Annotated in this window: 30 protein-coding genes and 2 pseudogenes; 25 read left to right on the plus strand and 7 right to left on the minus strand. The window is 44.8% G+C overall.

Features of this window, described 5'->3' with window-relative positions; translation table 11 throughout:
• Window positions 1–35: 35 nt before the first annotated feature.
• Window positions 36–995 (plus strand): type I pantothenate kinase, encoded by a 960-nt coding sequence (gene coaA / locus H7F27_RS09165; protein ID WP_024121956.1) that lies wholly within the window; start codon window positions 36–38, stop codon window positions 993–995.
• 5 nt (window positions 996–1,000) lie between these two features.
• A pseudogene (locus H7F27_RS09170) lies at window positions 1,001–1,340 on the plus strand (VOC family protein).
• On the opposite strand, the gene H7F27_RS09175 reads toward H7F27_RS09170, so the two are convergent.
• Window positions 1,337–1,498: a hypothetical protein gene (locus H7F27_RS09175; protein WP_024121954.1), complete on the minus strand. Its 162-nt coding sequence runs from the start codon at window positions 1,496–1,498 to the stop codon at window positions 1,337–1,339. The pseudogene H7F27_RS09170 and the gene H7F27_RS09175 overlap by 4 nt on opposite strands.
• 53 nt (window positions 1,499–1,551) lie before the next feature.
• Entirely contained in the window at window positions 1,552–2,781 is a 1,230-nt protein-coding gene (locus H7F27_RS09180; RefSeq protein ID WP_185848856.1) for an MDR family MFS transporter, read from the minus strand.
• A 129-nt stretch (window positions 2,782–2,910) separates the two neighbouring features.
• On the opposite strand from H7F27_RS09180, the gene H7F27_RS09185 reads away from it, so the two are divergent.
• Window positions 2,911–3,186 carry a hypothetical protein gene (locus tag H7F27_RS09185; RefSeq protein WP_185848857.1) on the plus strand — a complete coding sequence of 92 codons (276 nt, stop codon included), beginning with the start codon at window positions 2,911–2,913 and terminating at the stop codon, window positions 3,184–3,186.
• Between the two features lie 115 nt (window positions 3,187–3,301).
• Here H7F27_RS09185 and H7F27_RS09190 read toward each other — a convergent pair whose 3' ends face one another.
• Window positions 3,302–3,508 (minus strand): YqzH family protein, encoded by a 207-nt coding sequence (locus tag H7F27_RS09190; RefSeq protein WP_024121951.1) that lies wholly within the window; start codon window positions 3,506–3,508, stop codon window positions 3,302–3,304.
• 167 nt (window positions 3,509–3,675) lie between these two features.
• Here H7F27_RS09190 and H7F27_RS09195 point away from each other — a divergent pair, with 167 nt between their 5' ends.
• The 7 genes and pseudogenes from H7F27_RS09195 to H7F27_RS09225 all read left to right on the plus strand — a co-directional run bounded on the left by H7F27_RS09195 (window position 3,676) and on the right by H7F27_RS09225 (window position 7,855).
• Complete coding sequence (locus tag H7F27_RS09195; RefSeq protein WP_081638333.1) at window positions 3,676–4,914, plus strand: DNA polymerase IV; 1,239 nt, start codon at window positions 3,676–3,678, stop codon at window positions 4,912–4,914.
• Window positions 4,911–5,249: a YolD-like family protein gene (locus H7F27_RS09200; RefSeq protein WP_185848858.1), complete on the plus strand. Its 339-nt coding sequence runs from the start codon at window positions 4,911–4,913 to the stop codon at window positions 5,247–5,249. The genes H7F27_RS09195 and H7F27_RS09200 overlap by 4 nt, the downstream gene beginning before the upstream one ends.
• Window positions 5,250–5,432: 183 nt before the next feature.
• Complete coding sequence (locus H7F27_RS09205; RefSeq protein WP_024121948.1) at window positions 5,433–5,903, plus strand: GNAT family N-acetyltransferase; 471 nt, start codon at window positions 5,433–5,435, stop codon at window positions 5,901–5,903.
• 12 nt (window positions 5,904–5,915) lie between these two features.
• Window positions 5,916–6,273: pseudogene (locus H7F27_RS09210) on the plus strand (antibiotic biosynthesis monooxygenase family protein).
• Window positions 6,251–7,282 carry a bifunctional GNAT family N-acetyltransferase/GrpB family protein gene (locus H7F27_RS09215; RefSeq protein WP_185848859.1) on the plus strand — a complete coding sequence of 344 codons (1,032 nt, stop codon included), beginning with the start codon at window positions 6,251–6,253 and terminating at the stop codon, window positions 7,280–7,282. The pseudogene H7F27_RS09210 and the gene H7F27_RS09215 overlap by 23 nt, the downstream one beginning before the upstream one ends.
• Window positions 7,279–7,602, plus strand: coding sequence for an iron-sulfur cluster biosynthesis family protein (locus H7F27_RS09220; protein WP_024121945.1), 324 nt, complete (start codon window positions 7,279–7,281; stop codon window positions 7,600–7,602). Before H7F27_RS09215 ends, H7F27_RS09220 begins: the two co-directional genes overlap by 4 nt.
• Before the next feature lie 13 nt (window positions 7,603–7,615).
• Complete coding sequence (locus H7F27_RS09225) at window positions 7,616–7,855, plus strand: DUF2552 family protein (RefSeq protein ID WP_024121944.1); 240 nt, start codon at window positions 7,616–7,618, stop codon at window positions 7,853–7,855.
• A 36-nt stretch (window positions 7,856–7,891) separates the two neighbouring features.
• Here H7F27_RS09225 and H7F27_RS09230 read toward each other — a convergent pair whose 3' ends face one another.
• A complete protein-coding gene (locus tag H7F27_RS09230; protein WP_185848860.1) occupies window positions 7,892–8,797 on the minus strand; it encodes an alpha/beta hydrolase in 906 nt (301 codons plus the stop codon).
• Window positions 8,798–8,967: 170 nt separating this feature from the next.
• Between H7F27_RS09230 and H7F27_RS09235 the strand changes: the two genes are divergently transcribed.
• On the plus strand, window positions 8,968–9,192 hold the full coding sequence (locus tag H7F27_RS09235; protein WP_101860570.1) for a YqkE family protein: 225 nt from the start codon (window positions 8,968–8,970) through the stop codon (window positions 9,190–9,192).
• A 29-nt stretch (window positions 9,193–9,221) separates the two neighbouring features.
• On the opposite strand, the gene H7F27_RS09240 is transcribed toward H7F27_RS09235, so the two are convergent.
• Together H7F27_RS09240 and mciZ are read right to left on the minus strand one after the other, a co-directional pair.
• Window positions 9,222–10,142: an aldo/keto reductase gene (locus H7F27_RS09240; protein WP_101860339.1), complete on the minus strand. Its 921-nt coding sequence runs from the start codon at window positions 10,140–10,142 to the stop codon at window positions 9,222–9,224.
• Between the two features lie 62 nt (window positions 10,143–10,204).
• A complete protein-coding gene (mciZ, locus tag H7F27_RS09245; RefSeq protein WP_010334819.1) occupies window positions 10,205–10,327 on the minus strand; it encodes a Z-ring formation inhibitor MciZ in 123 nt (40 codons plus the stop codon).
• A 73-nt stretch (window positions 10,328–10,400) separates the two neighbouring features.
• Here mciZ and nudF point away from each other — a divergent pair, with 73 nt between their 5' ends.
• Both nudF and H7F27_RS09255 read left to right on the plus strand, forming a co-directional pair.
• A complete protein-coding gene (gene nudF / locus H7F27_RS09250) occupies window positions 10,401–10,952 on the plus strand; it encodes an ADP-ribose pyrophosphatase (protein WP_044154761.1) in 552 nt (183 codons plus the stop codon).
• A 2-nt stretch (window positions 10,953–10,954) separates the two neighbouring features.
• The gene (locus H7F27_RS09255; protein WP_185848861.1) at window positions 10,955–12,118 is read left to right on the plus strand and encodes a TIGR00375 family protein; all 1,164 of its coding nucleotides are present in this window, start codon (window positions 10,955–10,957) and stop codon (window positions 12,116–12,118) included.
• Window positions 12,119–12,125: 7 nt separating this feature from the next.
• Here the strand turns inward: H7F27_RS09255 and H7F27_RS09260 are convergent, their stop codons facing one another.
• Window positions 12,126–12,476: a helix-turn-helix domain-containing protein gene (locus H7F27_RS09260; RefSeq protein ID WP_024121939.1), complete on the minus strand. Its 351-nt coding sequence runs from the start codon at window positions 12,474–12,476 to the stop codon at window positions 12,126–12,128.
• 182 nt (window positions 12,477–12,658) lie between these two features.
• On the opposite strand from H7F27_RS09260, the gene ansA reads away from it, so the two are divergent.
• The 12 genes from ansA (at window position 12,659) to H7F27_RS09320 (ending at window position 24,397) form a co-directional block, all read left to right on the plus strand.
• A complete protein-coding gene (gene ansA / locus H7F27_RS09265) occupies window positions 12,659–13,648 on the plus strand; it encodes an asparaginase (RefSeq protein ID WP_024121938.1) in 990 nt (329 codons plus the stop codon).
• A gap of 45 nt (window positions 13,649–13,693) precedes the next feature.
• Window positions 13,694–15,121, plus strand: a complete 1,428-nt coding sequence (gene aspA, locus H7F27_RS09270; protein ID WP_010334814.1) for an aspartate ammonia-lyase — start codon at window positions 13,694–13,696, stop codon at window positions 15,119–15,121.
• Window positions 15,122–15,261: 140 nt separating this feature from the next.
• Window positions 15,262–16,668, plus strand: coding sequence for a malate-H+/Na+-lactate antiporter MleN (gene mleN / locus H7F27_RS09275; RefSeq protein WP_024121936.1), 1,407 nt, complete (start codon window positions 15,262–15,264; stop codon window positions 16,666–16,668).
• Window positions 16,669–16,683: 15 nt separating this feature from the next.
• On the plus strand, window positions 16,684–18,006 hold the full coding sequence (locus H7F27_RS09280; protein WP_059293661.1) for an NAD-dependent malic enzyme: 1,323 nt from the start codon (window positions 16,684–16,686) through the stop codon (window positions 18,004–18,006).
• A 114-nt stretch (window positions 18,007–18,120) separates the two neighbouring features.
• The gene (locus H7F27_RS09285) at window positions 18,121–18,342 is read left to right on the plus strand and encodes a hypothetical protein (RefSeq protein ID WP_059336651.1); all 222 of its coding nucleotides are present in this window, start codon (window positions 18,121–18,123) and stop codon (window positions 18,340–18,342) included.
• Window positions 18,343–18,439: 97 nt separating this feature from the next.
• Window positions 18,440–19,084, plus strand: coding sequence for a stage II sporulation protein M (spoIIM, locus tag H7F27_RS09290; protein WP_024121933.1), 645 nt, complete (start codon window positions 18,440–18,442; stop codon window positions 19,082–19,084).
• A 112-nt stretch (window positions 19,085–19,196) separates the two neighbouring features.
• Window positions 19,197–19,646, plus strand: a complete 450-nt coding sequence (gene fur, locus H7F27_RS09295) for a ferric iron uptake transcriptional regulator (protein WP_024121932.1) — start codon at window positions 19,197–19,199, stop codon at window positions 19,644–19,646.
• 124 nt (window positions 19,647–19,770) lie between these two features.
• Window positions 19,771–19,998: a YqzK family protein gene (locus tag H7F27_RS09300; RefSeq protein WP_010334808.1), complete on the plus strand. Its 228-nt coding sequence runs from the start codon at window positions 19,771–19,773 to the stop codon at window positions 19,996–19,998.
• Between the two features lie 7 nt (window positions 19,999–20,005).
• On the plus strand, window positions 20,006–20,896 hold the full coding sequence (gene xerD / locus H7F27_RS09305; RefSeq protein WP_095713215.1) for a site-specific tyrosine recombinase XerD: 891 nt from the start codon (window positions 20,006–20,008) through the stop codon (window positions 20,894–20,896).
• Between the two features lie 161 nt (window positions 20,897–21,057).
• Entirely contained in the window at window positions 21,058–22,242 is a 1,185-nt protein-coding gene (gene deoB / locus H7F27_RS09310) for a phosphopentomutase (RefSeq protein WP_024121929.1), read from the plus strand.
• A 12-nt stretch (window positions 22,243–22,254) separates the two neighbouring features.
• A complete protein-coding gene (locus H7F27_RS09315; protein ID WP_024121928.1) occupies window positions 22,255–23,070 on the plus strand; it encodes a purine nucleoside phosphorylase I, inosine and guanosine-specific in 816 nt (271 codons plus the stop codon).
• Window positions 23,071–23,227: 157 nt separating this feature from the next.
• Window positions 23,228–24,397, plus strand: coding sequence for a D-alanyl-D-alanine carboxypeptidase family protein (locus tag H7F27_RS09320; protein WP_105991705.1), 1,170 nt, complete (start codon window positions 23,228–23,230; stop codon window positions 24,395–24,397).
• The last annotated feature ends 74 nt before the right edge of the window (window positions 24,398–24,471 follow it).

Below are 24,471 nucleotides of genomic sequence, written 5' to 3' on the forward strand. Positions count from 1 at the left end.
GTTTGTTTAAAGCTACAGAGAGTCAGGTGTAAACAGTGAAAAATAAAGAGCTTAATTTACATACTTTATATACACAGCACAGCCGGCAGTCTTGGTCAGGATTTGGGGGCCATTTGTCGATTGCTGTTTCTGAAGAAGAGGCAAAAGCTGTTGAAGGGCTGAATGATCATCTATCCGTAGAGGAAGTGGAGACGATCTATATTCCGCTTGTTCGCCTGCTTCATTTGCATGTCAAGTCGGCTGCCGAACGAAATAAGCATGTGAATGTTTTTTTGAAGCACCCTCATTCAGCCAAAATTCCGTTTATCATCGGCATTGCCGGCAGTGTTGCAGTCGGGAAAAGCACGACAGCGCGGATTTTGCAGAAGCTGCTTTCGCGTTTGCCGGATCGCCCCAAGGTCAGCCTGATCACGACAGACGGCTTTTTATTTCCTACAGCTGAGCTGAAGAAGAAAAACTTGCTGTCAAGAAAAGGATTTCCTGAAAGCTATGATGTGAAAGCGCTCCTCGAATTTTTGAATGACGTAAAGTCAGGAAAAGAAAGAGTAAAGGCCCCGGTATATTCTCATTTAACCTATGACCGCGAGGAAGGTGTGTTCGAGGTTGTAGAACAGGCTGATATCGTGATCATCGAAGGGATTAATGTTCTTCAATCGCCGACCTTGGAGGATGACCGGGAAAATCCCCGCATCTTTGTTTCCGATTTCTTTGATTTTTCAATTTACGTCGATGCGGACGAAAGCCGGATTCTTACCTGGTATTTAGAGCGTTTCCGCCTTCTTCGGGAAACAGCCTTTCAAAATCCTGACTCGTATTTTCATAAATTTAAAGACCTGTCTGACCAGGAGGCTGACGAGATGGCAACCTCGATTTGGGAGAGTGTCAACCGCCCTAATTTATATGAAAATATTTTGCCGACTAAATTCAGGTCAGATTTAATATTGCGAAAGGGAGACCGGCATAAGGTAGAAGAAGTGTTAGTCAGAAGGGTGTGATCATTATGCACCATATTGAACTGTATGTCTCCGGTTTGGAAGCGGCTATAAAGAGTTTCAAAAATGGAGTTCCGGCATCAGCTGGAAGAATGATCACTTTTACCTTGTGATTGTTCAGGCAAAAGAAGAATGGCTAGAGCCGAAATATCACAGGTGCCGTGTCGGCCTGAACCATCTCGCGTTTCATGCTGAAATCAAGCTTCAAGTCGACCTGATGACTGAAAAACTGTTGGCAAAAGGCTGTACCGAGACCGGCATCCTTTTGCCGGAGGAGACGGGCATTATGCAGTCTATTGTGAGGACCCTGACCGGATCAAGGTAGAGCTCGTTGCCCCAAGCGGTTAATCGTTTTGGTCTTCGGACATGCTGTTAAGCTTTTTTTCGATTCGGTCCAGCTGTGCTTTACGGTTTTTCGCATATGTAGAGCCGATCACAGCCGCCGAGATAACAGCGGCAAACATGAAAAATACGATCAGCTGAAACATGATATCACCTATATTCATATTTCATCACCTCGTTTTTGCGGGAGAGAGCGATTCTCTCCCGTCTTCTTGTGTTAAAGCGGCTTCCCCAGTTCGGATTGCTGCTCAGTAATTCCCGCTTTCATCCTCCGATAGGCAAACACTAAAAACGGCAGGCCAAGCAGGGTGATGCCGCTAAGGACAGAAAAAATGGAACTTGGATGCCCGGCACCAAATGCATCTATACATAAGCCGCCGGCCCAAGGGCCAATCACATTCCCAAACTGCGAAAAGCCGATCGCTCCGAAATACGTTCCTTTTAATCCGGGTTTTGCAATCTGGTCTACAAACAAATCCATCATACAGAATAAGAGCACTTCTCCAATTGTAAATGCAATCACAATGATAACAAGTGAAGAAACCCCGTGTGACATGGTAAGGATCATCATGCTGGCGCTGATCATGATATTGCCGAGCATCAGGGAGCAAAGCGGCGAAAACCGTTTACCAAGGTGGACGATGGGAAACTGTGTTGCCAAAACAACAATTGCGTTTAATGTCAGCATCAAGCCGTACAATTTTGTCCCATTTTCGATAAAAGGATTTTGCGCCATATATTGCGGGAATGTAGAGCTGAACTGTGAATAGCCGAAGCTGCATAGTGTAATGCCGATAAGAGCAACTGTAAAAAGACGGTCCTTTTGCGTTACCATAAACGCTTCCCGAACGTTCAGATTTCTGGATTGTTCTAATGTCGCGGGTGGATGCTTTTTAAATTGGATGGCAAGGATGACACCGTATATCCCATAAATCACCGCGGGCACCAAAAAAGGAGCGGTAGATTGTGATGAACCAAAGTACAGACCGAGCACAGGGCCGAAGACAACGCCGATATTAATGGCTGCATACCGTAAATTAAAAACCAGCAATCTTGTTTTTTCTTCTGTCATATCTGACAGCAAAGCTTTTGAAGCAGGTTCAAACAGTGATTTACAAAGTCCGTTTAACGCATTTACCACAAAAAATACCCAGAGGTGAGAAGCGGCCGCAAACCCTGCAAACACCAGCATCCAGCCGAAAATGGATACAAGCATCATGTTCTTTCTGCCGAATTTGTCCGAGATATATCCGCCATAAAAGCTTGCAATGATACCGACTGATGAGCTCGCCGCAATGACAAGCCCCGCGTAGGACGCTGATGCGCCTTGGACAGCTGTTAAATAAATCGCTAAAAACGGAATGCTCATCGATGTTGCCATCCTGCCAAAAATGGTTCCGATAATAATTGTCCAGCTGATTGGGTGGATATCTTTCCATGTCTTCATGTCTATTGTTCTCTCCTGTTAGTAAGATCTTTTTCTATCATACATGAAAAAATTTCCTTATCCAACGGGGGATTAAATATTTTTACTTACCGGTTTATATGGGATTGTATTACACTATGTGTGCGCAGGATGACCTTTGTTTTTGAATGGTTCATGTTTCACGTTGACGATGGCGTTTACGCCGTTGAAGCGGAGGTTGAAGTACACGGATTTTTTGTCCGGCGCTTATATCATGAAAGTGCAATTCTCATTGAGCAGAAATGCCCGGGCAGTTTAAAGACATCAGGAAGGCGGGAGAAGCAAACGGATTTCCGTTTAAAGACGTTGACCCATCAGGCTGTAGCTCATATCGTCGGGGTTCCTGAAATGCTGAGTCAGACGGGGCATCAGGCTAAAGTTTATTGATGGGCTTGAGCGTCCGTATATGAGAAGGGGCGCTTTCCGTCGATATCAGCCGCGTCCCTTCTGGCCATACGAAAACAGATATACGAAATTTCTCCAACAATGAAGGTGCATGACATTAAGAAAACAGCCCTTGGTTTGTGACGTAGTCATAAATGATATCCTCTATATGCGCATGCAGGTCCTCGTCTGGATCTTCATTTTGCCTTTCCTCTAAAGCAGCTTTCAGGCTTTGTTTTTCATACGGGCTTAACGGATCAACGGCGACATTTCGGCCGTATTGACGCAATGCCTGTCCCAGCATTTTTTCGACAAATTTCTCCATTTTGACTCTCCTATCTTTATGGTTCGCTTTCATTCTACTAAATGTTTTCCTTCTCTCAAACCCTTGCATCATATTTTCTGTCAGACAAGAATCATTTACCAGTATAAATCGAACATATTTTCGCATATAATAGTGAAAGCGAACATAAGTTCTTTTTAGAGGTGTGTATGATGAAAGAAAAAGTGATTTTTCTCGTTGACATGCAATCGTTTTATGCATCTGTAGAGAAAGCGGAAAATCCACATTTAAAAAATCAGCCGGTGATTGTTTCGGGTGATCCGGAAAGGCGGGGCGGAGTTGTATTGGCTGCATGCCCGCTGGCGAAACGAAAAGGGGTAGCCAATGCCTCACGCCTGTGGGAAGCGCAGGAAAAGTGCCCTGAAGCTATTGTGCTCCGGCCTCGTATGCAGCGGTATATTGATGTATCGCTGCAAATCACCGCCATTTTAGAGGAATATACAGATCTTGTGGAGCCCTATTCCATTGACGAGCAGTTCATGGATATCACAGGCAGCCAGAAGCTGTTTGGGGCGCCCGAGGAGATTGCCAAAAGCATTCAGGACAGAATCATGCGGGAGGTCGGCATTTATGCCCGGGTCGGAATCGGCCCTAATAAAGCGCTTGCCAAAATCGCGTGTGACAATTTTGCCAAAAAGAATAAGAACGGTATTTTCACGTTAACGAAAGAAAATATGAAAACCGAGATGTGGCCGCTTCCGGTGGGGAGTATGTTTGGCGTCGGGAGCCGGATGAAACATCATTTAAATCGAATGGGCATCAGCACGATCGGCGGGCTTGCGGTTTTTCCGCTCGAGCTTTTAAAAAAGAAATGGGGCATTAACGGACACGTGCTGTGGATGACGGCGAACGGAATCGACTATTCTCCTGTGTCAACGGCATCGCTGGACGGACAAAAAGCGATTGGCCACGGAATGACACTCCCGAAAGACTATGAACACTTTGACAAAGAAATAAAGGTCGTTCTGCTGGAGCTGAGTGAAGAGGTATGCAGGCGAAGCCGAAACGCCGGGATGATGGGGCAGACGGTTTCGGTGAGCTGCAGGGGGGCTGACTTTGATTTGCCGACCGGCTTCAACCGGCAAGTGAAGCTGGCGGAACCGACCAATTCTACGCAGGATGTGTACCAGGCTGTATGCAGACTGTTTCTCAAGTTTTGGGACGGGAAGCCTGTCCGCCGCCTCGGGGTCAATCTCTCTCAGCTCTCATCTGATGAAGTATGGCAGCTTAATTTATTTCAGGATTATGCAAAGAAGATGAGCCTCGGCTATGTGATGGACGGGATTAAAAACCGGTTCGGCGACACGGCGATCATCAGGGCGGCCTCACTGACAGCGGCAGGCCAGGCGTTTGAACGTGCGGCTAAAATAGGAGGGCATTATAAATGAATGAGCATTTAAAAAGAGGCAATCTGCTGTGGGAAGGAAGCCGAATGTTTCTGCCTGAACATAAACAAAGCCTGCTTGAGAGAAAACACCATAAACAGAAGCTGCAAAGGCCAATCCTTGATTCGGATAAGCTGGCGGAGATGAACCAAACGCTTTGCATGGCAATGGAATTTGCTCAGGATATTACTGTCAGCTGCTTTCAAGATGGCGAAATTGTCACCTGCAGCGGGAAAATCTGCCGCTATGAGGAATTTGAAAAAACAGTGTGGATAAAAGGGGACGCCGGCAAGCTCTGTAAGCTGAGACTTGATCAGGTGCTTGATATTTTTCTGTAAATATCCCCCCTCCTGGAGGGGGAGATCTAGATGTGAAAATAGCAAACATTGTTCCGTCAGCAGTCTGGAAACGTATGATACAGAAAAGAAGGCATTTACAATTCCAGTCAGGCAAAATATAATTTTTATATTGTGAGAAAAAAGAGACATTCGTTTTGCCAGACGGAGGGAGATCAAAGCGTAATGGATATTCGAACAATCACGTCTTCAGATTATGAAATGGTAACGTCTGTAATGAATGAATGGTGGGGCGGCAGGCAGCTGAAAGAAAAGCTCCCGCGATTATTTTTTGAACATTTTCAGGACACCAGCTTTATCACACATGAACATAACAGCATGACTGGATTTTTAATCGGATTTCAATCGCAATCAGATCCTGTAACGGCATACATCCATTTTTCCGGTGTGCATCCGGATTTCAGAAAAATGCAAATTGGAAAACAATTATACGATGTGTTTATTGAAGCAGTTAAGAAGAGGGGATGCACCCGGGTAAAGTGCGTCACGTCCCCGGTAAATAAGGTGTCAATCGCGTATCATACAAGACTGGGTTTTGAAATTGAAAAAGGCAGCAAAACAGTGAATGGCATCTCAGTATTTGCAAATTACGATGGACCGGGCCAGGACAGGGTTCTTTTTGTGAAAAACATATGAGGAGGAACCGCTATGGATTTTTTGTCAAAAACACCTGAGCCTCCTTATTATGCTGTTATCTTTTCTTCTGTCAAAAGTGAAAATGACGAAGCATATGGAGAAACAGCAGAGCGGATGGTTTCGCTTGCGGCGAGCCAGCCCGGATTTTTAGGTGTGGAAAGCGTTCGCGAAGCGGATGGAACCGGCATCACAGTTTCCTATTGGGAGAGTATGAACGCAATCAATCATTGGAAGCATCACACCGAACACCAGGCAGCGAAAGAAAAAGGAAAAAGCGTATGGTATGAATCGTATGCGGTCCGCGTCGCCAAAGTCGAGAAGCAGCGGCTGTTTTCAGGAGAAAACAAATGATTGCATTTCTTCAGCATAAGGAAGAGGATGTATCGCGTGAGATTATTGACGTTCAAAAGCCAGCTTATGTAAAAGAAGCGGAGCTTATCGGTTTTGACGGAATCCCTGCTTTACACGAAAAAGCTGAGGATATCAGAGCCTCTCAGGAGCGATTTGCGGGATACCTGGAAGACGGGAAACTGCTCGGTGTCATTTCATACGAGAAGTTTATGCATGAGCTGACCATTTGCAGGCTTGTTGTGCATCCCGACGGTTTCAGAAAAGGCATCGGACGAGCACTCGTGCAATTTGTTATTGATCAGAACGAAGACGCTGAGAAAATCGAGGTAGTAACAGCCGAGAAAAACAACCCTGCCGTATCGCTGTATACGCAGGCAGGATTTGTAAAGACGAAAACCGTCAAAGCGTCAGAGGGGCTTTTGCTGTCAGTCTTTCATCTCTATCCGAAAAGAAAGGTTGAAGTCGTTCACTACAATGAAGAATGGGTAAGGCTGTTCAGTGAGGAAAAAGATCGTCTGAAGCTTGTGCTCGGCCCGGAGATCATTGACGTGCATCATGTCGGAAGCACATCGATACCAAATATGGCGGCAAAGCCGGTCATTGATATCCTGATTGCAGTAAAGGATATCGCGGCCGTGAACCAATATGATTCGAAAATGGCGGAGCTCGGCTATATGCCGAAAGGAGAAAACGGCATGATTGGCAGACGCTATTTTCAAAAGGGCGGAAATAAGCGTACCCATCATGTCCATATTTATGAGGGAGGGCATCCTGCTATTGAACGGCATTTGGTGTTCAGAGATTATCTCACAGCTCATCCGGAAATAGCGAATGAATACGCCGCGCTCAAAAAACAGCTGGCGGCCCAGTACCCGGACAATATCAAGCAGTACATACAGGGAAAAACCGATTGGATCAAGGCTGCAGAAGAAAAAGCGAAGCGGTGGAAAAAAGGCAGAAACAATGCGAACGGACGCGTGGTGTGCTACAATAGCGAAAATGAAAAAAACGGGGGTTTCACCTTATGAACATTCATGTGACAGATGCAGCAAAACAGGCACTGCAGCAGGCGCTTGACGCCAACCCGGGAAAAAAGGCACAGCTCCGTTATGACGCTGAAGGATGCGGCTGCGCAGTAAGCGGTGTACCGACCATCTGGGTGACAGAGGAATTAGCGGGACAGTGTGAGCAGCTGGAAACGAACGGCATTCCGCTATATATCCAGTCGTCGCAAAAAGTGTTTTTTGACGATCAAATGACAATCGATTACAATGAAAAAGCCAAAACGCTGGCGCTGAAAAGTCCGGCTCAAATGCTCAGTCCAAGAATGAGCATATTAGTAAAGTAGGGAGACACGAAACGTGGAACAAAAGCTGAAGTCAATTAAGAATACAGCACAGAATAAAACGTGGGTATCCTTTCTGAACAAAAACCATCCCTACACCCTGCTGCATTGGTCAATCGGAGGAGCGCAATCCGTCGAGAAGGATGTTTGGCTTTTGCAGGATGAAATGACATTTGAAGCGCAGGAGTTTACTACGATAGACCTTGCGATTGAATGGATCAGTGAAAATATGGATGGCATCACCGACGTTTTATGATGGAAAAGCGAAAGGCCAAAAGGGGCCTTTCGCTTTTTACGTTATTTTGTCTAAAAAGGCTTGCACGGTTTTTCGATACGTGTCCCGATTTTTTGTATACGACATGGCGTGTTCTCCAGCTTCAGCAATATAGAGTTCCTTTGGACCGGGCTTTTTTTTATAAAGCCGCTCGGTTGCAGAAACAGGAATATAATCATCGTGCCTGCTGTGAATAAAGAGGACCGGCTTTTCGATCGTTTCGATGACGGCAAGCGGAGATACATCGCGTGCGCGGTAGCCGTCCCTGAACCGCAAAAAGGAGTCGGCAATGGGAAGAATCGGCCAGGAAGGCAGCCGGTATTCCGCTTTCAGACGATACGCAAGCTGTTCCTCGAAGCTTGCAAACGGGCAATCGGCAATATAAAAATCAGCGCCATCGTCAGGATGTGCGCCTGCATACAGCAGAGCAGTCACTGCTCCCATTGATTCACCATGAATTCCGACCAATCCGCGGTTGCAGGTTTTGTCTTTGACCCATTTGACGACCTCGTTTAAATCATCCTTTTCATAAAAACCATAGCTTGTAGTCTTTCCGCCGCTTTGTCCGTGCCGGCGATGATCGTAAATCAGCACATTCCAGCCGAGATCAAGAAATAAATCCATATATTTGAGAGAATTCAATACATTCACGGTCACACCGTGGCAGATGATCATTGTATTTGATGTATCGTGCGGTGCAGCATAGTAGCCTTTTATATCATATCCGTAAGCCGATGGAATCACAAAAGCCGTTTTCTCCATGCGTTCAAACGATTCAAATACATCATGCCCGTCATCTGTTTCTCTTTTCATAATCTCTTCGTCGGTTTTTTTCTTTATAAACATAATGATATTTGTGAAGCAAATACCGATAGCAGCTACAGCTGCCAAGACAGCGCCGACGGCTAAAAGGAATCTTTTCAAAAGACACAGCACCTTTCAACTCTATTATGGATAACCTTCTAAAACCATTATACCTAAACGCTGCTGAGCCGGCAGAAAAATATGACAGCGTTTTTCCGAAGAGAGTCTGCTTGTTCAGCCTGAATCTCCATGATAAACTGGCTTCAAAACAAAACACGGGGGAAGCGAGCATGAAAAAACAAAAATCCGCTGACAAACACCAGTTAAAAGACGATCTTCAATCCGATATAAAAGAAAAGCTGATGCAGATGAAAAGCCAATTGAAGGAAGAGGATCAGGAGAGACAGAAAAGAGAAAAAGCAGAACAGATCAGAAAGAAAAAGGAGATCGAAAAAAACAAAAGCTTTGAACAGCTCCTCGATGAAAGCCAGCTTGATTGGCATCAATACAAATAAACCAGCACCCGGTCAGGTGCTGGTTTTCTTTATGAACGGTGCGCTTCGTAAACGTCTTGTTTCGTATGAGATTGGAGCGCTTTGATTTCCTCTTCACTTAAACGCCGTGCGTTTGCAGCATAAACGTTTTCCCGTAACTGCTCAATCTTACTGGCGCCTGTAATCACTGAGGCGACAGCAGGCTGTGCTAACAGATACTGCAGCGACTTTTCTGTCATAGACAGATCTGGCGCGACATTCTCCATCGCTTTGCGGGCATTTGTCAGTGTCTCGAACGAATAGGATAAGTACCCGTTTTGTTTGATACTGTCAGCCGATTGTTCAAGCGGTTTCTCAGTCAGCAGCCCTTTAGCGACAGGTCCTCTGGCTACGACACTGATCTGATGTTCCTCTAAAAGCGGGAGCCATTCCTCCGGCCGTCTGTCAAACAGGCTGAATTGCATCATAATGCTGACGATGTTTGACTTTTTCACATATTCTTTAATGACGTTCGGGCGAATAGAAGAAATTCCATAATAACGAATGACACCTTCTTGTTTTAATTCTTCAAATGCTTCAATCGTTTCGTCAATGTTGTCTTCTATTGTGCCGCCGTGAAGCTGATACAGGTCGATATAATCCGTTTTCAGACGTGACAAGCTCTTTTTCACAGCTTCTTTTATGTAAGCTTTTGAAGGGTCCCAATACCAGCCTTCACTTTCGTCACTCCAGCGGTTTCCGGCTTTTGTGGCCAAAATGATATCCTGGCGTCTGTTTTGAATCGCTTCGCCGACGATTTCTTCATTGCGGCCGCGGTCATACAAATCAGCTGTGTCCAGATAGTTGATGCCAAGCTCAATGGCTTCATCAAGGATCGACAGCGCTTTATTTTTTTCGGTTCCAAGGGACATACAGCCAAGTCCGACTTCGCTTATTTCTATATCAGATGAACCTAGTTTGCGCTTTTTCATGTGCACACTCCTTTTTTAGGCTTTGTAATGACCGTAATATAAAGGAGCGGAGTTTTCAACTTTTACGGCTCGGAAATCCAATCTTTCACATACCGGAATGTGCGCCCGTATTCCTTGAGCTTCGCCCGCACCTCCCACGCTTTTCCCACTAAAACGACGCCCTTTTGCATACGGTACACTTTCATAAAGAAGCCCCCTTTTCTCTAGTATGATAAAATGTATGGGGCATGATATAGAGACAGAACGGGAGATGAGGAAATGAAACACTTAGAAGAAAAAACAATTGCTAAAGAACAGATTTTTTCGGGTAAAGTTATTGATCTTTATGTAGAGGACGTCGAGCTCCCAAACGGAAAAACGAGTAAACGCGAAATTGTAAAACACCCGGGTGCGGTAGCGGTGCTGGCTGTCACAGACGAAGGGAAAATCATAATGGTGAAACAATTCCGGAAGCCGCTGGAGCGGACGATCGTTGAAATACCGGCCGGAAAGCTGGAAAAAGGAGAAGAGCCGGAGTATACGGCGCTTCGGGAGCTGGAAGAAGAAACAGGCTACACAGCGAAAAAGCTGACTAAAATCACAGCATTCTATACATCGCCCGGTTTTGCCGATGAAATTGTCCACGTTTTTCTTGCGGAAGAGCTGTCTGTGCTTGAAGAAAAACGGGAGCTTGATGAGGACGAGTTTGTTGAAGTGATGGAGGTGACGCTTGAAGACGCACTGAAGCTGGTTGAGTCGCGTGAGGTATATGATGCAAAAACAGCCTATGCGATTCAATATCTTCAGCTGAAAGAAGCGCTGCAAGCATAAAAATGAAAAAGATTTACGCGGATTTACACATTCATATCGGCCGGACCTATACAGGAAGGGCTGTCAAAATAACAGGTGCAAAAACCCTGACGCTGGACCGGATTTTGGTTGAGGCCAGTGAATATAAAGGGATTGAACTTCTCGGGATTATTGACTGCCATTCCCCGGAAGTCATAATAGAGCTTGAGGAAGGCATTGCTTCAGGCAGGTATCACGAGCTTGAGGGCGGCGGAATCCGTTATCGCAGCACAACTCTTTTATTGGGAAGCGAGCTGGAGATTTACGATGAAGCCTGCAGCGGGCCGATTCATGTGCTCGCTTTTATGCCGACACTCGCTGATATGAAACAATTTTCAGCCTGGCTTTCAGCGCGGATGAAAAATATTCACTTAAGCTCGCAGCGGATATACGAAACAGGCTTGAACCTTCAAAAAAAAGTAAAGGAAATGGGCGGATTGTTTATCCCCGCCCATATTTTCACGCCCCACAAAAGCTTGTACGGAAAAGGGGTTAAGTCAAGTTTAACTGAAGTTTTTGATTCTTCTATGATAGATGCGGTCGAGCTTGGTTTAAGCTGTGACACACCTATGGCTTCACGGGTTTCCGAATTAAATAAATATTTATTTTTAACAAATTCTGATGCGCATTCCTTAGGGAAGATCGGCAGAGAATATAATGAAATATATGTGCAGTCAGCTGATTTTTCTGAGTTTGCTCTTGCATTAAAGGGGCAGGACAACAGGAAAATTACTGCAAATTACGGATTAGATCCGCTGTTGGGGAAGTATTATCAAACGGCTTGTGAAGTATGCGGGGAGCGTACAGTGAGCGGGGCAACGGCGTGCGCGGAATGCGGAAGTGCCAGATTGACAAAGGGTGTCAGCGAGAGACTGCGCGAACTGAGTGATCAGTCTGGAAAAGGCATAACGCGTCCTAGATATGTCCATCAGATACCGCTGCAATTTGTTCCGGGTGTCGGACCGAAAACCCTTGACAAGCTGAAGACTGCCTTTGGCACAGAAATGGCTGTTCTCCATGAGACTTCAGAGGAGGATCTGGCGCGGGTTGTTCCGCCGAAAACCGCCGCTCTTATTGTGAAAGCGAGATCAGGAAAGCTTGAACTGAAAGCCGGAGGAGGAGGAACCTACGGGAAAGTTAAGTCGTGAGTGAAAATTAACTCAGTTCCTCCTGGACTTTTCTCTTTGTCCGGATAAAGGTGATCAGCTGTATAATTTCGTCTTCAGACAGCGGCTTGCCGTCAACAGCAATATCAATGTCAAGGCTGCTCCACGTGGTCAATTCAATGGTCTGAGGAGCAGTCTGCTTTTGCTTTGGGCGGCCTAAGAGGTCATCGCAGGTTGTGTCAAAAAGGTCTGCCAGCATTGCCAGCGCCTCAAGTGAAGGGCGGCGGTAGCCGGACTCGTATCCCGCGTATGTGCTTTTTGCAATGCCCAGGAGGTCAGCCGTATATTGAAGCGACCAATTTTTCTTTTTTCTCAATTCAGTTAAACGATCTAAATTCATGGACTTCCGCTCCTTTTTCAACTTGAGCTGATTATATCATATAGGTATTCGGAAGTGTACGCGAATTGAATAATAATGTCTTGCGTATTTTATTTTCCGTGTCTATAATTGCATTAAAAGTATGCGAAAAGCGAATGCCTTCTCGCAAACCCATCTTTAGATATAGTGAAGAGGTGTATGGTATGAAAAAATTATTGATGTTGACAACTGGGGGAACGATCGCTTCAGTTGAAGGGGAAAACGGGCTTGCCCCGGGGGTGAAGGCTGACGAGTTGTTAAGTTACGTATCAAAACTTGATAACGATTACACGATGGAAACCCAATCGCTTATGAATATAGACAGCACCAATATGCAGCCTGAATACTGGGTAGAGATAGCGGAAGCCGTTAAGGAAAATTATGATGCCTATGACGGGTTTGTTATTACCCATGGTACAGATACAATGGCCTATACATCTGCCGCATTATCTTATATGCTGCAGCATGCTAAAAAGCCGATTGTGATTACAGGCTCGCAAATTCCGATTACCTTTCAAAAGACAGATGCCAAAAAAAATATTACAGATGCCATTCGCTTTGCCTGTGAAGGCGTAGGTGGGGTTTATGTTGTGTTTGACGGCAGAGTCATTCAAGGAACACGTGCGATCAAGTTAAGAACGAAAAGCTATGACGCGTTTGAAAGCATCAATTATCCATATATCGCTTTTATTACAGAAGACGGGATTGAATACAACAAACAAGTAACGGAACCTGAGAACGACTCCTTCACGGTTGACACGTCACTATGCACAGATGTTTGTCTGCTTAAGCTGCATCCGGGCTTAAAGCCGGAAATGCTGGACGCTCTGAAAAGCATGTACAAAGGAATTGTCATCGAAAGTTATGGCAGCGGAGGCGTTCCGTTTGAAGGCAGAGACATTTTGTCCAAAGTAAATGAGCTGATTGAAAGCGGCATCGTTGTCGTCATTACGACTCAATGCTTGGAAGAAGGCGAAGATATGAGTATTTACGAAGTCGGCCGCAGAGTCAATCAGGACTTGATTATCCGCTCAAGAAACATGAACACTGAAGCAATCGTTCCTAAATTAATGTGGGCACTCGGCCAATCCTCAGATCTGCCGGTCGTGAAAAGAATTATGGAAACACCGATTGCCGATGACGTTGTCCTGTAAAAAAGCTAAAACTATAACCATTATAGAGAAAGTAGGTTAAAGATTATGTTAAACGGCCAAAAAGAATACCGCGTGGAAAAAGATTTCCTTGGAGAAAAACAAATTGAAGCAGATGTCTATTACGGCATCCAAACGCTGCGTGCTTCAGAAAACTTTCCGATTACGGGATATAAAATCCATGAAGAAATGATTAACGCGCTGGCGATTGTAAAAAAAGCTGCCGCTCTTGCAAACATGGATGTAAAACGGCTGTATGAAGGAATTGGCCAAGCTATCGTACAAGCCGCTGACGAGATTCTGGAAGGCAAGTGGCACGACCAGTTTATCGTCGATCCGATTCAAGGCGGCGCTGGTACATCCATGAACATGAATGCGAACGAGGTCATCGGAAACCGCGCGCTCGAAATCATGGGTCATAAAAAGGGAGAATACATCCATTTAAGCCCTAACACACACGTTAATATGTCTCAGTCAACAAACGATGTATTTCCGACAGCCATTCATATATCCACACTGAATCTGCTGGAAAAACTGCTTAAGACAATGGAAGACATGCATGGTGTGTTTAAACAAAAAGCACAGGAATTTGATTCTGTCATTAAAATGGGACGGACTCACCTCCAAGACGCTGTTCCGATTCGTCTCGGCCAGGAATTTGAAGCATACAGCCGTGTTCTTGAGCGTGATATTAAACGCATTAAACAATCCCGGCAGCACCTGTATGAAGTCAACATGGGCGCTACTGCTGTCGGCACTGGACTGAACGCCGATCCGGAATATATCAAACAAGTCGTTAAACACCTTGCTGATATTAGCGGACTGCCTCTTGTCGGCGCTGACCATCTTGTCGATGCAACGCAAAATACAGATGCTTACACAGAAGTTTCTGCATCATTAAAAGTCTGCATGATGAACATGTCGAAGATCGCAAACGACCTTCGTTTAATGGCATCGGGACCGCGCGCCGGACTTGCGGAGATCTCTCTGCCTGCCCGCCAGCCGGGATCTTCCATCATGCCGGGTAAAGTCAATCCGGTTATGGCGGAGCTCATTAACCAAATTGCGTTCCAGGTGATTGGAAACGATAATACCATCTGCCTAGCTTCAGAAGCAGGTCAGCTTGAGTTAAACGTTATGGAGCCAGTGCTCGTCTTTAATCTGCTGCAATCAATCAGCATTATGAACAATGGTTTCCGTTCCTTCACTGACTATTGCTTAAAAGGCATCGAAGCTAATGAAAAACGCTTGAAACAATACGTAGAAAAAAGCGCTGGCGTTATTACCGCTGTGAATCCGCATCTTGGCTATGAAGCGGCTGCCCGAATCGCCAGGGAAGCGATTATGACAGGCCAATCCGTCCGTGATCTTTGCCTTCAGCATGATGTGCTGACAGAAGAAGAATTGGATATCATTTTAAATCCATACGAAATGACAAAGCCAGGGATTGCCGGAAAAGAGCTATTAGAAAAATAAAATTTAAACAAAATGCAGCTTATTCACCTCTGGATAGCCGGTGAATAAGCTGTTTACAAGCATAGGGATGAGGAAGTATAGTATACGTGTTGCACTATTTATTGAAAGCGTTTTAGCTTTTTCATTAAGGGGGACTTCTTTTGAAGGATGTAAGATTGCCAACACTATTTGAAATTATTATCGTACTAGGAGCATTTTTAGCACTTGTTCTGTCGTTTACAGTCTTTTTAGACTTGCCAATACAGCTAGCGCTTTTTGTTTCTTGGTTTATTGCAATGATTCTCGGAATCAGACTGGGTTATTCATATAAAGATCTGCAAAACGCGATTGTCCATGGGATATCTAATGGTCTTGAAGCTGTTCTGATTCTCGTTTCAGTCGGAGCGCTCATTGGAACATGGATTGCCGGAGGCGTCGTGCCGACCTTGATTTATTATGGATTAGAATTTATTCATCCTAGTATCTTTTTACTCGCAACATTAATTATTTGTTCTATTATGTCTGTGGCAACAGGAACGTCATGGGGAACAGTAGGAACAGCCGGCATCGCCATGATCGCAATTGGTGAAGGCCTCGGAATCCCGCTTCCTCTTGTAGCTGGAGCCATTCTTTCCGGAGCTTACTTCGGGGACAAGCTGTCTCCTTTGTCTGACAGCACAGTCCTGGCTTCTTCATTATCAAAAGTGGATGTATTGGCTCACGTCAGAGCGATGCTTTATTTATCAATACCAGCATATGTGATTACGGCTATTCTCTTTACAGCTGTTGGATTTATGTACGGCGGGAAAAATATTGATCTCGACAAAGTTGAATTTTTGAAATCTTCATTGCAGAATACATTTGACATTCATATTTGGATGCTGATTCCGGCTGTTGTCGTAATCGTCTTATTAGCGATGAAAAAGCCGTCTATGCCGGTTATCGTAATTGGTGCATTGCTTGGGGCTGCTTGGGCTGCTATTTTCCAAGGCATGAATATTGCCGATGCGATTGCAACTGCGTACAACGGCTTCTCTATTAAAACAGATGTTGAGTTTTTAAACGGCCTCTTAAACCGCGGAGGCATCGTCGGTATGCTTGACTCTCTCGTCGTGATTATCTTTGGTCTCGGCTTTGGCGGATTGCTTGAAAAACTCGGTGTATTAAAAGTGATTGTCTCTACTTTTGAAAAGAAATTAACATCAGCAGGCAATGTGACATTATCTACGCTGATTGTAGCATTTTTGGCGAACATCTTCGGGTGTGCCATGTATGTATCTCTTATTTTGACACCGAAGATTATGGAAGACAGCTATGACCGTTTGCATCTGGACAGAAGAGTTCTATCCCGTAATTCAGAGGTCGGGGGAACTTTGACTTCAGGTATGGTCCCTTGGTCTGATAACGGCATTTACATGGCCGGAATTTTAGGAGTTTCTACCTTCTCTTATCTGCCGTTTATGTGGCTCAGTTTTGTCGCAATAGGTCTTGCCATTATCTATGGTTATACAGGAAAATGTATATGGTATACGAAAAACGATACAGCTCAAGCTGAAAAACTAGGCTAAGGGGAGGATCACTGAATGATAGCGAAACACATGATTCGGACACTGATGATAGAAACGCCTTCGGTTCCCGGAAATCTCGGAAGAGTGGCTACAGCAATCGGCCTTCTGGGCGGAGACATTGGTGATGTGGAGACGGTAAAAGTCGGACCCAATTACACGATGCGCAATATTACTGTACAAGTGGAAAATGAAGAACAGCTTCAGGAAGTGATCATGGCTGTTCAGGCTCTTGGCGAAGGGATCAGGCTTCACACGGTATCTGATGAAGTCCTGTCTGCCCATGAAGGCGGAAAAATCCAAATGAAAAGCAAAATGCCAATCCGTTCGCTGGCAGAGCTCGGGCGTGTCTATACCCCAGGTGTAGCAGACGTCTGCAGACTGATCGAGAAAGAACCTCAGAAGGCTGATATCTATACAACAATCAGCAACTCGGTCGCAATTGTAACCGATGGAACAGCGATTCTCGGCCTTGGTAACATCGGCTCTGTGGCGGGAATGCCTGTTATGGAAGGAAAGGCAGCGCTGTTTGATCAGCTGGCAGGGATCAGCGGTATCCCGATTTTGCTGGATACAAGTGATCCTGAAGAAATCATCAATACGGTAAAACATATTTCACCAGGATTTAACGGCATCCTGCTTGAGGATATCGGGTCACCGCATTGCTTCGAAATTGAAGATCGCCTAAAAGAGGAGCTCAATATCCCTGTCATGCACGATGATCAGCATGGGACAGCTGTCGTCACGCTGGCAGCTGCCATTTCGGCATGTAAAAGCGCGGGCGTTGACTTGAAAGAAGCAAAAGTGGGGCAGATCGGCCTCGGCGCAGCGGGCGTAGCCATCTGCCGGATGTTTATGGCTTACGGCGTCAAAGCTGTATGCGGTACAGATAAATCAGAGGCGGCGATGAGTCGTCTTGAGCAATATGGCGGACAGACAGCTGCCAGCATTGAAGAGTTAATGGAAACATGTGATATTGTCATTGCCACCACAGGAGTTCCTGGTTTAATTAAACCTGAATTCGTACGATCTGGTCAGGTCATATTGGCTTTATCCAATCCGAAGCCGGAAATTGAGCCTGAGGCTGCTTTGCAGGCCGGCGCAGCGTATGCGGCTGACGGGCGGTCTGTGAATAATGTGCTTGGCTTCCCGGGTATATTCAGAGGAGCACTGAATGCCAAAAGCAAGGAGATCAATCACGATATGCTTGTGGCGGCAGCAGAGGCCATTGCAGCCTGCACAAAGCCAGGCGATGTGGTTCCGCAGCCGCTGGATTCAAAGGTCCATCACGAAGTGACAGCTGCGGTTGAACGCGCAGCTCTTACAGCGGTCAAACATTAAAATGAAAACAGCGCCTGGGACGACAGGTGCTGTTTTTTATTGACAGGTTCAAAACATTTTAATAACAAGTTCCATTTGCTATAATGAACCAAAATGAAACAGGGAGTGATCAGCATGGCAAAAAGCCGAGCGAAAAGAAAACGGGAGCATCTGCTTAGAAACAGCGGACGGGACGCCTTATTATCAAGAGGCAGTTCTCCATCCTTCAGCACCCATGAAAGAATGACAAAAAGCAAAAAAGACATATTGAATAAAAGAAAGCATAAACACAAAAATCCTTATGATCATAATGCATTTGATGATAGGGATTTTTTTATGCCCGAAACAGCCGCCTAGCAATCTCTATCGTTTCTTTTTGAAAAAGAGCATGTTTTTTCGTTTCTTTCATACAATCTATTAAATCAAATCAATAGAGCGGGCGGGAGGAAACGATATGCGGAAAATTTCTTATAAGGACATGTTTCTCGGGCATGTAAAGGATCATCTCTCTCTTTATATATTTGTGTCTGTCCTGTTTTTCATGGGTGTGATTTTTGGCGCTATTATTGTCAACAGCATGACGATCAGCCAGAAAGAAGATTTATATTATTATTTAAGCCAATTTTTCGGACAGCTATCAGACGGAAAACAGGCCAGCTCATCCGATATGTTTTGGCAAAGCATTTTTCATAATGTAAAGTATTTAGGGCTGATGTGGATTTTAGGCATTTCTGTGATTGGTATGCCGATCATTTTTATTATGATCTTTCTAAAAGGAATTGTCGTCGGATTTACTGTGGGATTTCTCGTCAACCAGATGGGAATCAGCGGTTTTTTCTTATCCTTTGTCTCGGTTTTGCCGCAAAATGTGCTGCTTATTCCGGCTTACCTCATTATGGGCACGTGTGCGATTGCATTTTCTTTAAAGCTGATCAGACAGCTGTTCGTCAAACGAAGTCTGCATGATGCGCCGATCCAGTGGTTCGGGCGATATGCTGTTGTTCTCCTGATCATTTTATTTTTAGCGCTGATCTCGTCTCTCTTTGAAGCATACATGTCGCCTGTTTTGATGGAAAAGCTGACATCGCGACTTTTTTAAAAACATTATTAAAAGAAAATCATTTTATTTATCAGTTTATAATAATTATAGTTGGAACTCCGCGCTTATTTTGTTATAATGAGTCATGGAATGCGGCGTAGGAGGGAAAGACATGGAAAACCGTATTGATCGAATTAAGAAACAGCTGCACTCATCCAGCTACAAACTTACGCCTCAGCGTGAAGCGACAGTAAGAGTGCTGCTTGAAAACGAAGAAGACCATTTAAGCGCAGAAGATGTATACCTCCTCGTAAAAGAGAAATCTCCTGAGATCGGTCTCGCAACAGTATACCGTACGCTTGAATTACTAACTGAATTAAAAGTCGTTGATAAAATTAACTTTGGAGACGGCGTGTCCCGTTACGATCTTCGTAAGGAGGGGGCAGCTCACTTTCATCACCACTTGGTGTGCATGGAGTGCGGAGCCGTTGATGAAATTGAAGAAGATTTGCTTGAAGACGTAGAAGAAGTCATTGAACGTGATTGGAAATTTAAGATCAAAGATCATAGATTGACGTTTCACGGCATTTGCCACCGCTGTAACGGAAAAGAAACTGAATAGACGATGCCGGGCTCGAACCTTTTCTCTTGGGGAAAGGGTTTTTTGCTGTTTCGACGTATAAATCCTTTCTGATTTGGCATATGGTTTAAATAACTGGAACCATAGAGAAAGGATCGATTGGGACATGGGAAGATTCCTGAAAACGGCTGTTGATACATTGAAGGTTTTTATTCTGTTCACAGGTTTTACCGCTCTCTTCTATTATGCTATGATATGGGTAAATCAAGAGTATGAAAACTATCATCGGTACGATAAACCGGAAGGCTCTGCCGTAAAAGTTGTTGAAATGGATGCGGAAGAAAAAGGCGGATGGTTTGACCGGTTAATCTTTTTTTACCAAAATGGGGAGTAGATCTAGAGTGAAAGATCAAATAAAGGATTTCATCCACTACGTCATGGTAGAGAGAGGGCTTTCTCAAAATACGGTGGTCTCCTATGAGCGTGACTTGAAAAGCTATTCTCTTTATTTAACAGAAACCCTTCATATCAACAATTGGAACGATGTGACCCGTATACATATTATCCAATATTTGAAGCACTTGAAGGACTCGGGGAAATCCGGAAAGACATCAGCGCGGCATTTGGCATCGATTCGCTCTTTTCATCAATTTCTGCTTAGGGAAAAGGTGACGGACAAAGACCCTTCCGTACATATCGAAACACAAAAAACCGAACGGACGCTTCCAAAGGTGCTGGCGCTGAACGAGGTTGAGCGGCTGTTGGACACGCCTAAGCTTACGAGTCCTTTTGGCTATCGGGATAAAGCGATGCTGGAGCTGCTCTATGCCACAGGTATCCGAGTCAGTGAAATGATTGAATTGAAAACGACAGATGTCCATTTGTCAATGGGATTTGTCCGCTGCTTCGGAAAAGGAAGGAAAGAGCGGATTGTGCCGATCGGTGAAACCGCTGCTTCTGCTATTGAAGAATATATGATGAAAGCCAGGGGGAAACTGCTGAAGAACAAAGTGTCTGACGCACTCTTTTTAAATCATCACGGCAAGCAGATCAGCCGCCAGGGGTTTTGGAAAAATCTGAAGAAAATCGCGCTCGAAGCCGGAATCAAAAAAGAGCTCACCCCGCATACACTCAGGCATTCCTTTGCAACGCATCTGCTTGAAAACGGGGCTGATTTAAGAGCGGTGCAGGAAATGCTCGGACATGCGGATATATCTACGACGCAAATCTATACGCATGTGACGAAAACAAGGCTGAAGGATGTGTACAAGCAGTACCATCCGCGTGCCTAGCCGCAGCAGGCTGCGGCTTTTTTCTTTAGGCCAGACAGAAAATAATGAAGTTTCTCATTATTTTCAAATGCATTGTCAACAGGAATGAAAACGGTTTATACTTGAGTTGTCAGACCTCTAGGCGATACAATAGACGTATAGAAAAAAAGGAGGCTTTTATGATGCCTGCATACAAATATAATCGCGTGTTTTTAATCGTAATGGATTCAGTCGGAATTGGCGAAGCGCCTGATGCCGCCGACTTTAATGACGTAGGCGCCAATACGCTCGGGCATATTGCCGAGCACATGAACGGATTACATATGCCGAATATGGCAAAACTCGGCCTTGGCCTTATTGGTGATATCAAGGGCGTTGAAAAAACAGAACAGCCGCTCGCGTACTTTGGAAAAATGCAAGAAGCGTCAAACGGCAAAGATACAATGACAGGCCATTGGGAGATCATGGGCTTATACATTGATAAACCGTTTAAAGTGTTCCCTGAAGGCTTTCCTGATGAACTGCTTCAGGAGCTTGAGAAAAGATCGGGCCGCAAAATTATTGGAAACAAGCCGGCTTCTGGCACAGCTATTTTGGATGAACTCGGCAAAGAGCATATGGAGACAGGCGCTTTAATTGTGTACACTTCAGCTGACTCTGTTCTGCAAATTGCCGCTCACGAAGAAGTTGTTCCGCTTGAAGAACTGTACCGCATTTGTGAAACGGCGAGAGAGCTGACGCTTGATCCGAAATATATGGTAGGCCGTATTATCGCACGGCCGTTCGTCGGCGAGCCGGGACATTTCAAACGGACGCCAAACCGCCACGACTATGCGCTTAAGCCGTTTGACCGCACTGTGATGAATGAATTGAAAGACAGCGGCTTAGATGTCATTTCAATCGGAAAAATTTCTGATATTTATGATGGAGAAGGAATTACGTCTTCCCGCAGAACGGTATCCAATATGGATGGAATGGACAAGGTGGTTGACACGCTCGGAGAAGACTTTACGGGTCTGAGCTTTGCAAACCTTGTTGATTTTGACGCCTTATACGGCCATCGCCGTGATCCAGAAGGCTACGGACGCGCGCTTGAAGAATTTGATGCTCGTCTTCCGGAAGTATTCGAACAAATGAAAGAAGATGATCTGTTAATCATTACAGCCGATCACGGCAATGATCCGATTCATCACGGAACAGACCATACACGTGAGTATGTGCCGATTCTTGCATACAGCAAAAAACATGAGAAAGCGCAAATGCTGCCGCTCGCAGATACATTTGCCGATATCGGCGCAACCATCGCCGATAACTTCCAAACAAAAAAACCGAAATACGGTAAAAGCTTTTTATCTTTATTACAATAGGGGGACTGTTTCTTGAAAGACAGAATCGAACGCGCAGCCGCTTTTATTCAACAAAACTTGCCTGAATCACCAAAGATCGGCCTTATTTTAGGCTCAGGTCTTGGTATTTTGGCTGATGAAATCGAAAATCCTGTTAAGCTGAAATATGAGGATATCCCGGAATTCCCGGTATCAACGGTTGAGGGACACGCCGGACAGCTTGTGCTTGGCACACTTGAGGGAGTTACCGTCATCGCCATGCAGGGCCGCTTTCATTTCTATGAAGGCTATTCAATGGAAAAAGTCACTTTTCCTGTTCGCGTCATGAAAGCGCTCGGAGTCGAGGCTTTGATCGTGACAAATGCGGCAGGGGGCGTAAACACTGAATTCCGTGCGGGAGACTTAATGATCATTACAGATCACATTAACTTTATGGGGACAAACCCATTAATCGGGCCAAACGAAGCAGATTTCGGCGCCAGATTTCCTGATATGTCTTCAGCCTATGATAAAGATCTTTCCAGCCTGGCTGAAAAAATGGCGAAAGACCTTAACATTCCAATTCAAAAAGGTGTGTATACCGCTGTGACAGGTCCTTCCTACGAAACACCGGCGGAAGTGCGCTTTTTAAGAACAATGGGTTCTGATGCAGTCGGCATGTCTACCGTACCGGAAGTGATTGTGGCAAACCATGCGGGTCTCCGCGTACTCGGCATTTCCTGCATTTCGAACGCAGCAGCCGGAATTTTGGATCAGCCTTTATCTCACGATGAGGTCATGGAAGTGACAGAAAAGGTGAAAGCCGGATTCTTGCAGCTTGTGAAAGCGGTAGTTGCTAAGTACGAATAAAAATGGAATTCAGAAAAAATAAGAAGACAGCTGTTTCTAATCGAAACAGCTGTCTTTTTTTATGTCGAAAAAGTCCCGAAACATTTTCCAACAGTGGTGTATAAAACCATTCAGCTTGGAAAAAATAAAAAGGATTATGAAATGGAGGGCTTTTGAGATGAAACGTCTTTTATCCACTTTGTTGATTGGTATGATGCTGCTTACATTTGCACCGTCCGCATTTGCAAAACAAGACGGAAAACATACATCGGAGCTTGCTCATGAAGCCAAGTCTGCGGTGCTGATTGAACGTGATACTGGAAAAGTGCTTTACAACAAGAACAGCCGTGAGAGACTGGCGCCTGCAAGCATGACAAAAATCATGACGATGCTTTTAATCATGGAAGCCTTAGACGAAGGGAAAATCAAGATGAGTGATAAGGTCCGTACGAGCGAACATGCTGCTTCAATGGGCGGATCACAGATTTTCCTTGAGCCCGGGGAGGAAATGACAGTTACAGAAATGCTGAAGGGCATTGCGATTGCATCAGGAAATGACGCATCCGTAGCGATGGCTGAATTTATTTCAGGCTCCGAGGATGAATTTGTGAAAAAAATGAACAAAAAAGCGAAAGAGCTGGGTTTAAAAGATACATCCTTTAAAAACCCGACCGGCTTGACTGAGGAAGGGCATTACAGCTCGGCTTATGACATGGCAATTATGGCTAAGGAATTATTGAAATATGAATCAATCACCAAGTTTACAGGTACGTATGAGGATTATTTACGTGAAAACACAGATAAAAAGTTTTGGTTAGTGAATACAAATAGGCTTATCAAATTTTATCCCGGTGTAGACGGCGTCAAAACAGGCTATACAGGAGAAGCGAAATACTGCCTGACCGCTTCGGCTAAAAAAGGGAACATGCGGGCGATTGCCGTTGTGTTCGGGGCAAGCACACCTAAGGAAAGAAATGCTCAAGTCACAAAGATGCTTGATTATGCTTTCAGCCAATATGAGACACATCCTTTATACAAACGAAATGAAACGGTAGCAAAAGCAAAGGTCAAAAAAGGCAAACAAAAAGTGATAGAACTCACCACTTCTGAGCCGATTTCTGTATTGACGAAAAAAGGCGAGGATATGAAACATGTGAAAAAAGAAATTAAAATGAACAACAATGTAAGCGCTCCGGTTCAAAAGGGCCAAGAGCTTGGCACGCTGGTGTTGAAAAAGGACGGAAAAGTGCTTGCTGAAAGTCCTGTCGTCGCTAAAGATGATATGGAAAAAGCCGGATACTTAACGTTTTTAAAGAGGGCAATGGGAGATTGGACAAAATTTAAGTAATTATGCCGAATGATCACTAGTTTTGTCACGGTGAAGGAATTCATTCCTGCGAAATCGAAACACTCATTATCCGA

The sequence above is a fragment of the Bacillus sp. PAMC26543 genome (assembly GCF_014250375.1).
Lineage (GTDB): Bacteria > Bacillota > Bacilli > Bacillales > Bacillaceae > Bacillus > Bacillus halotolerans.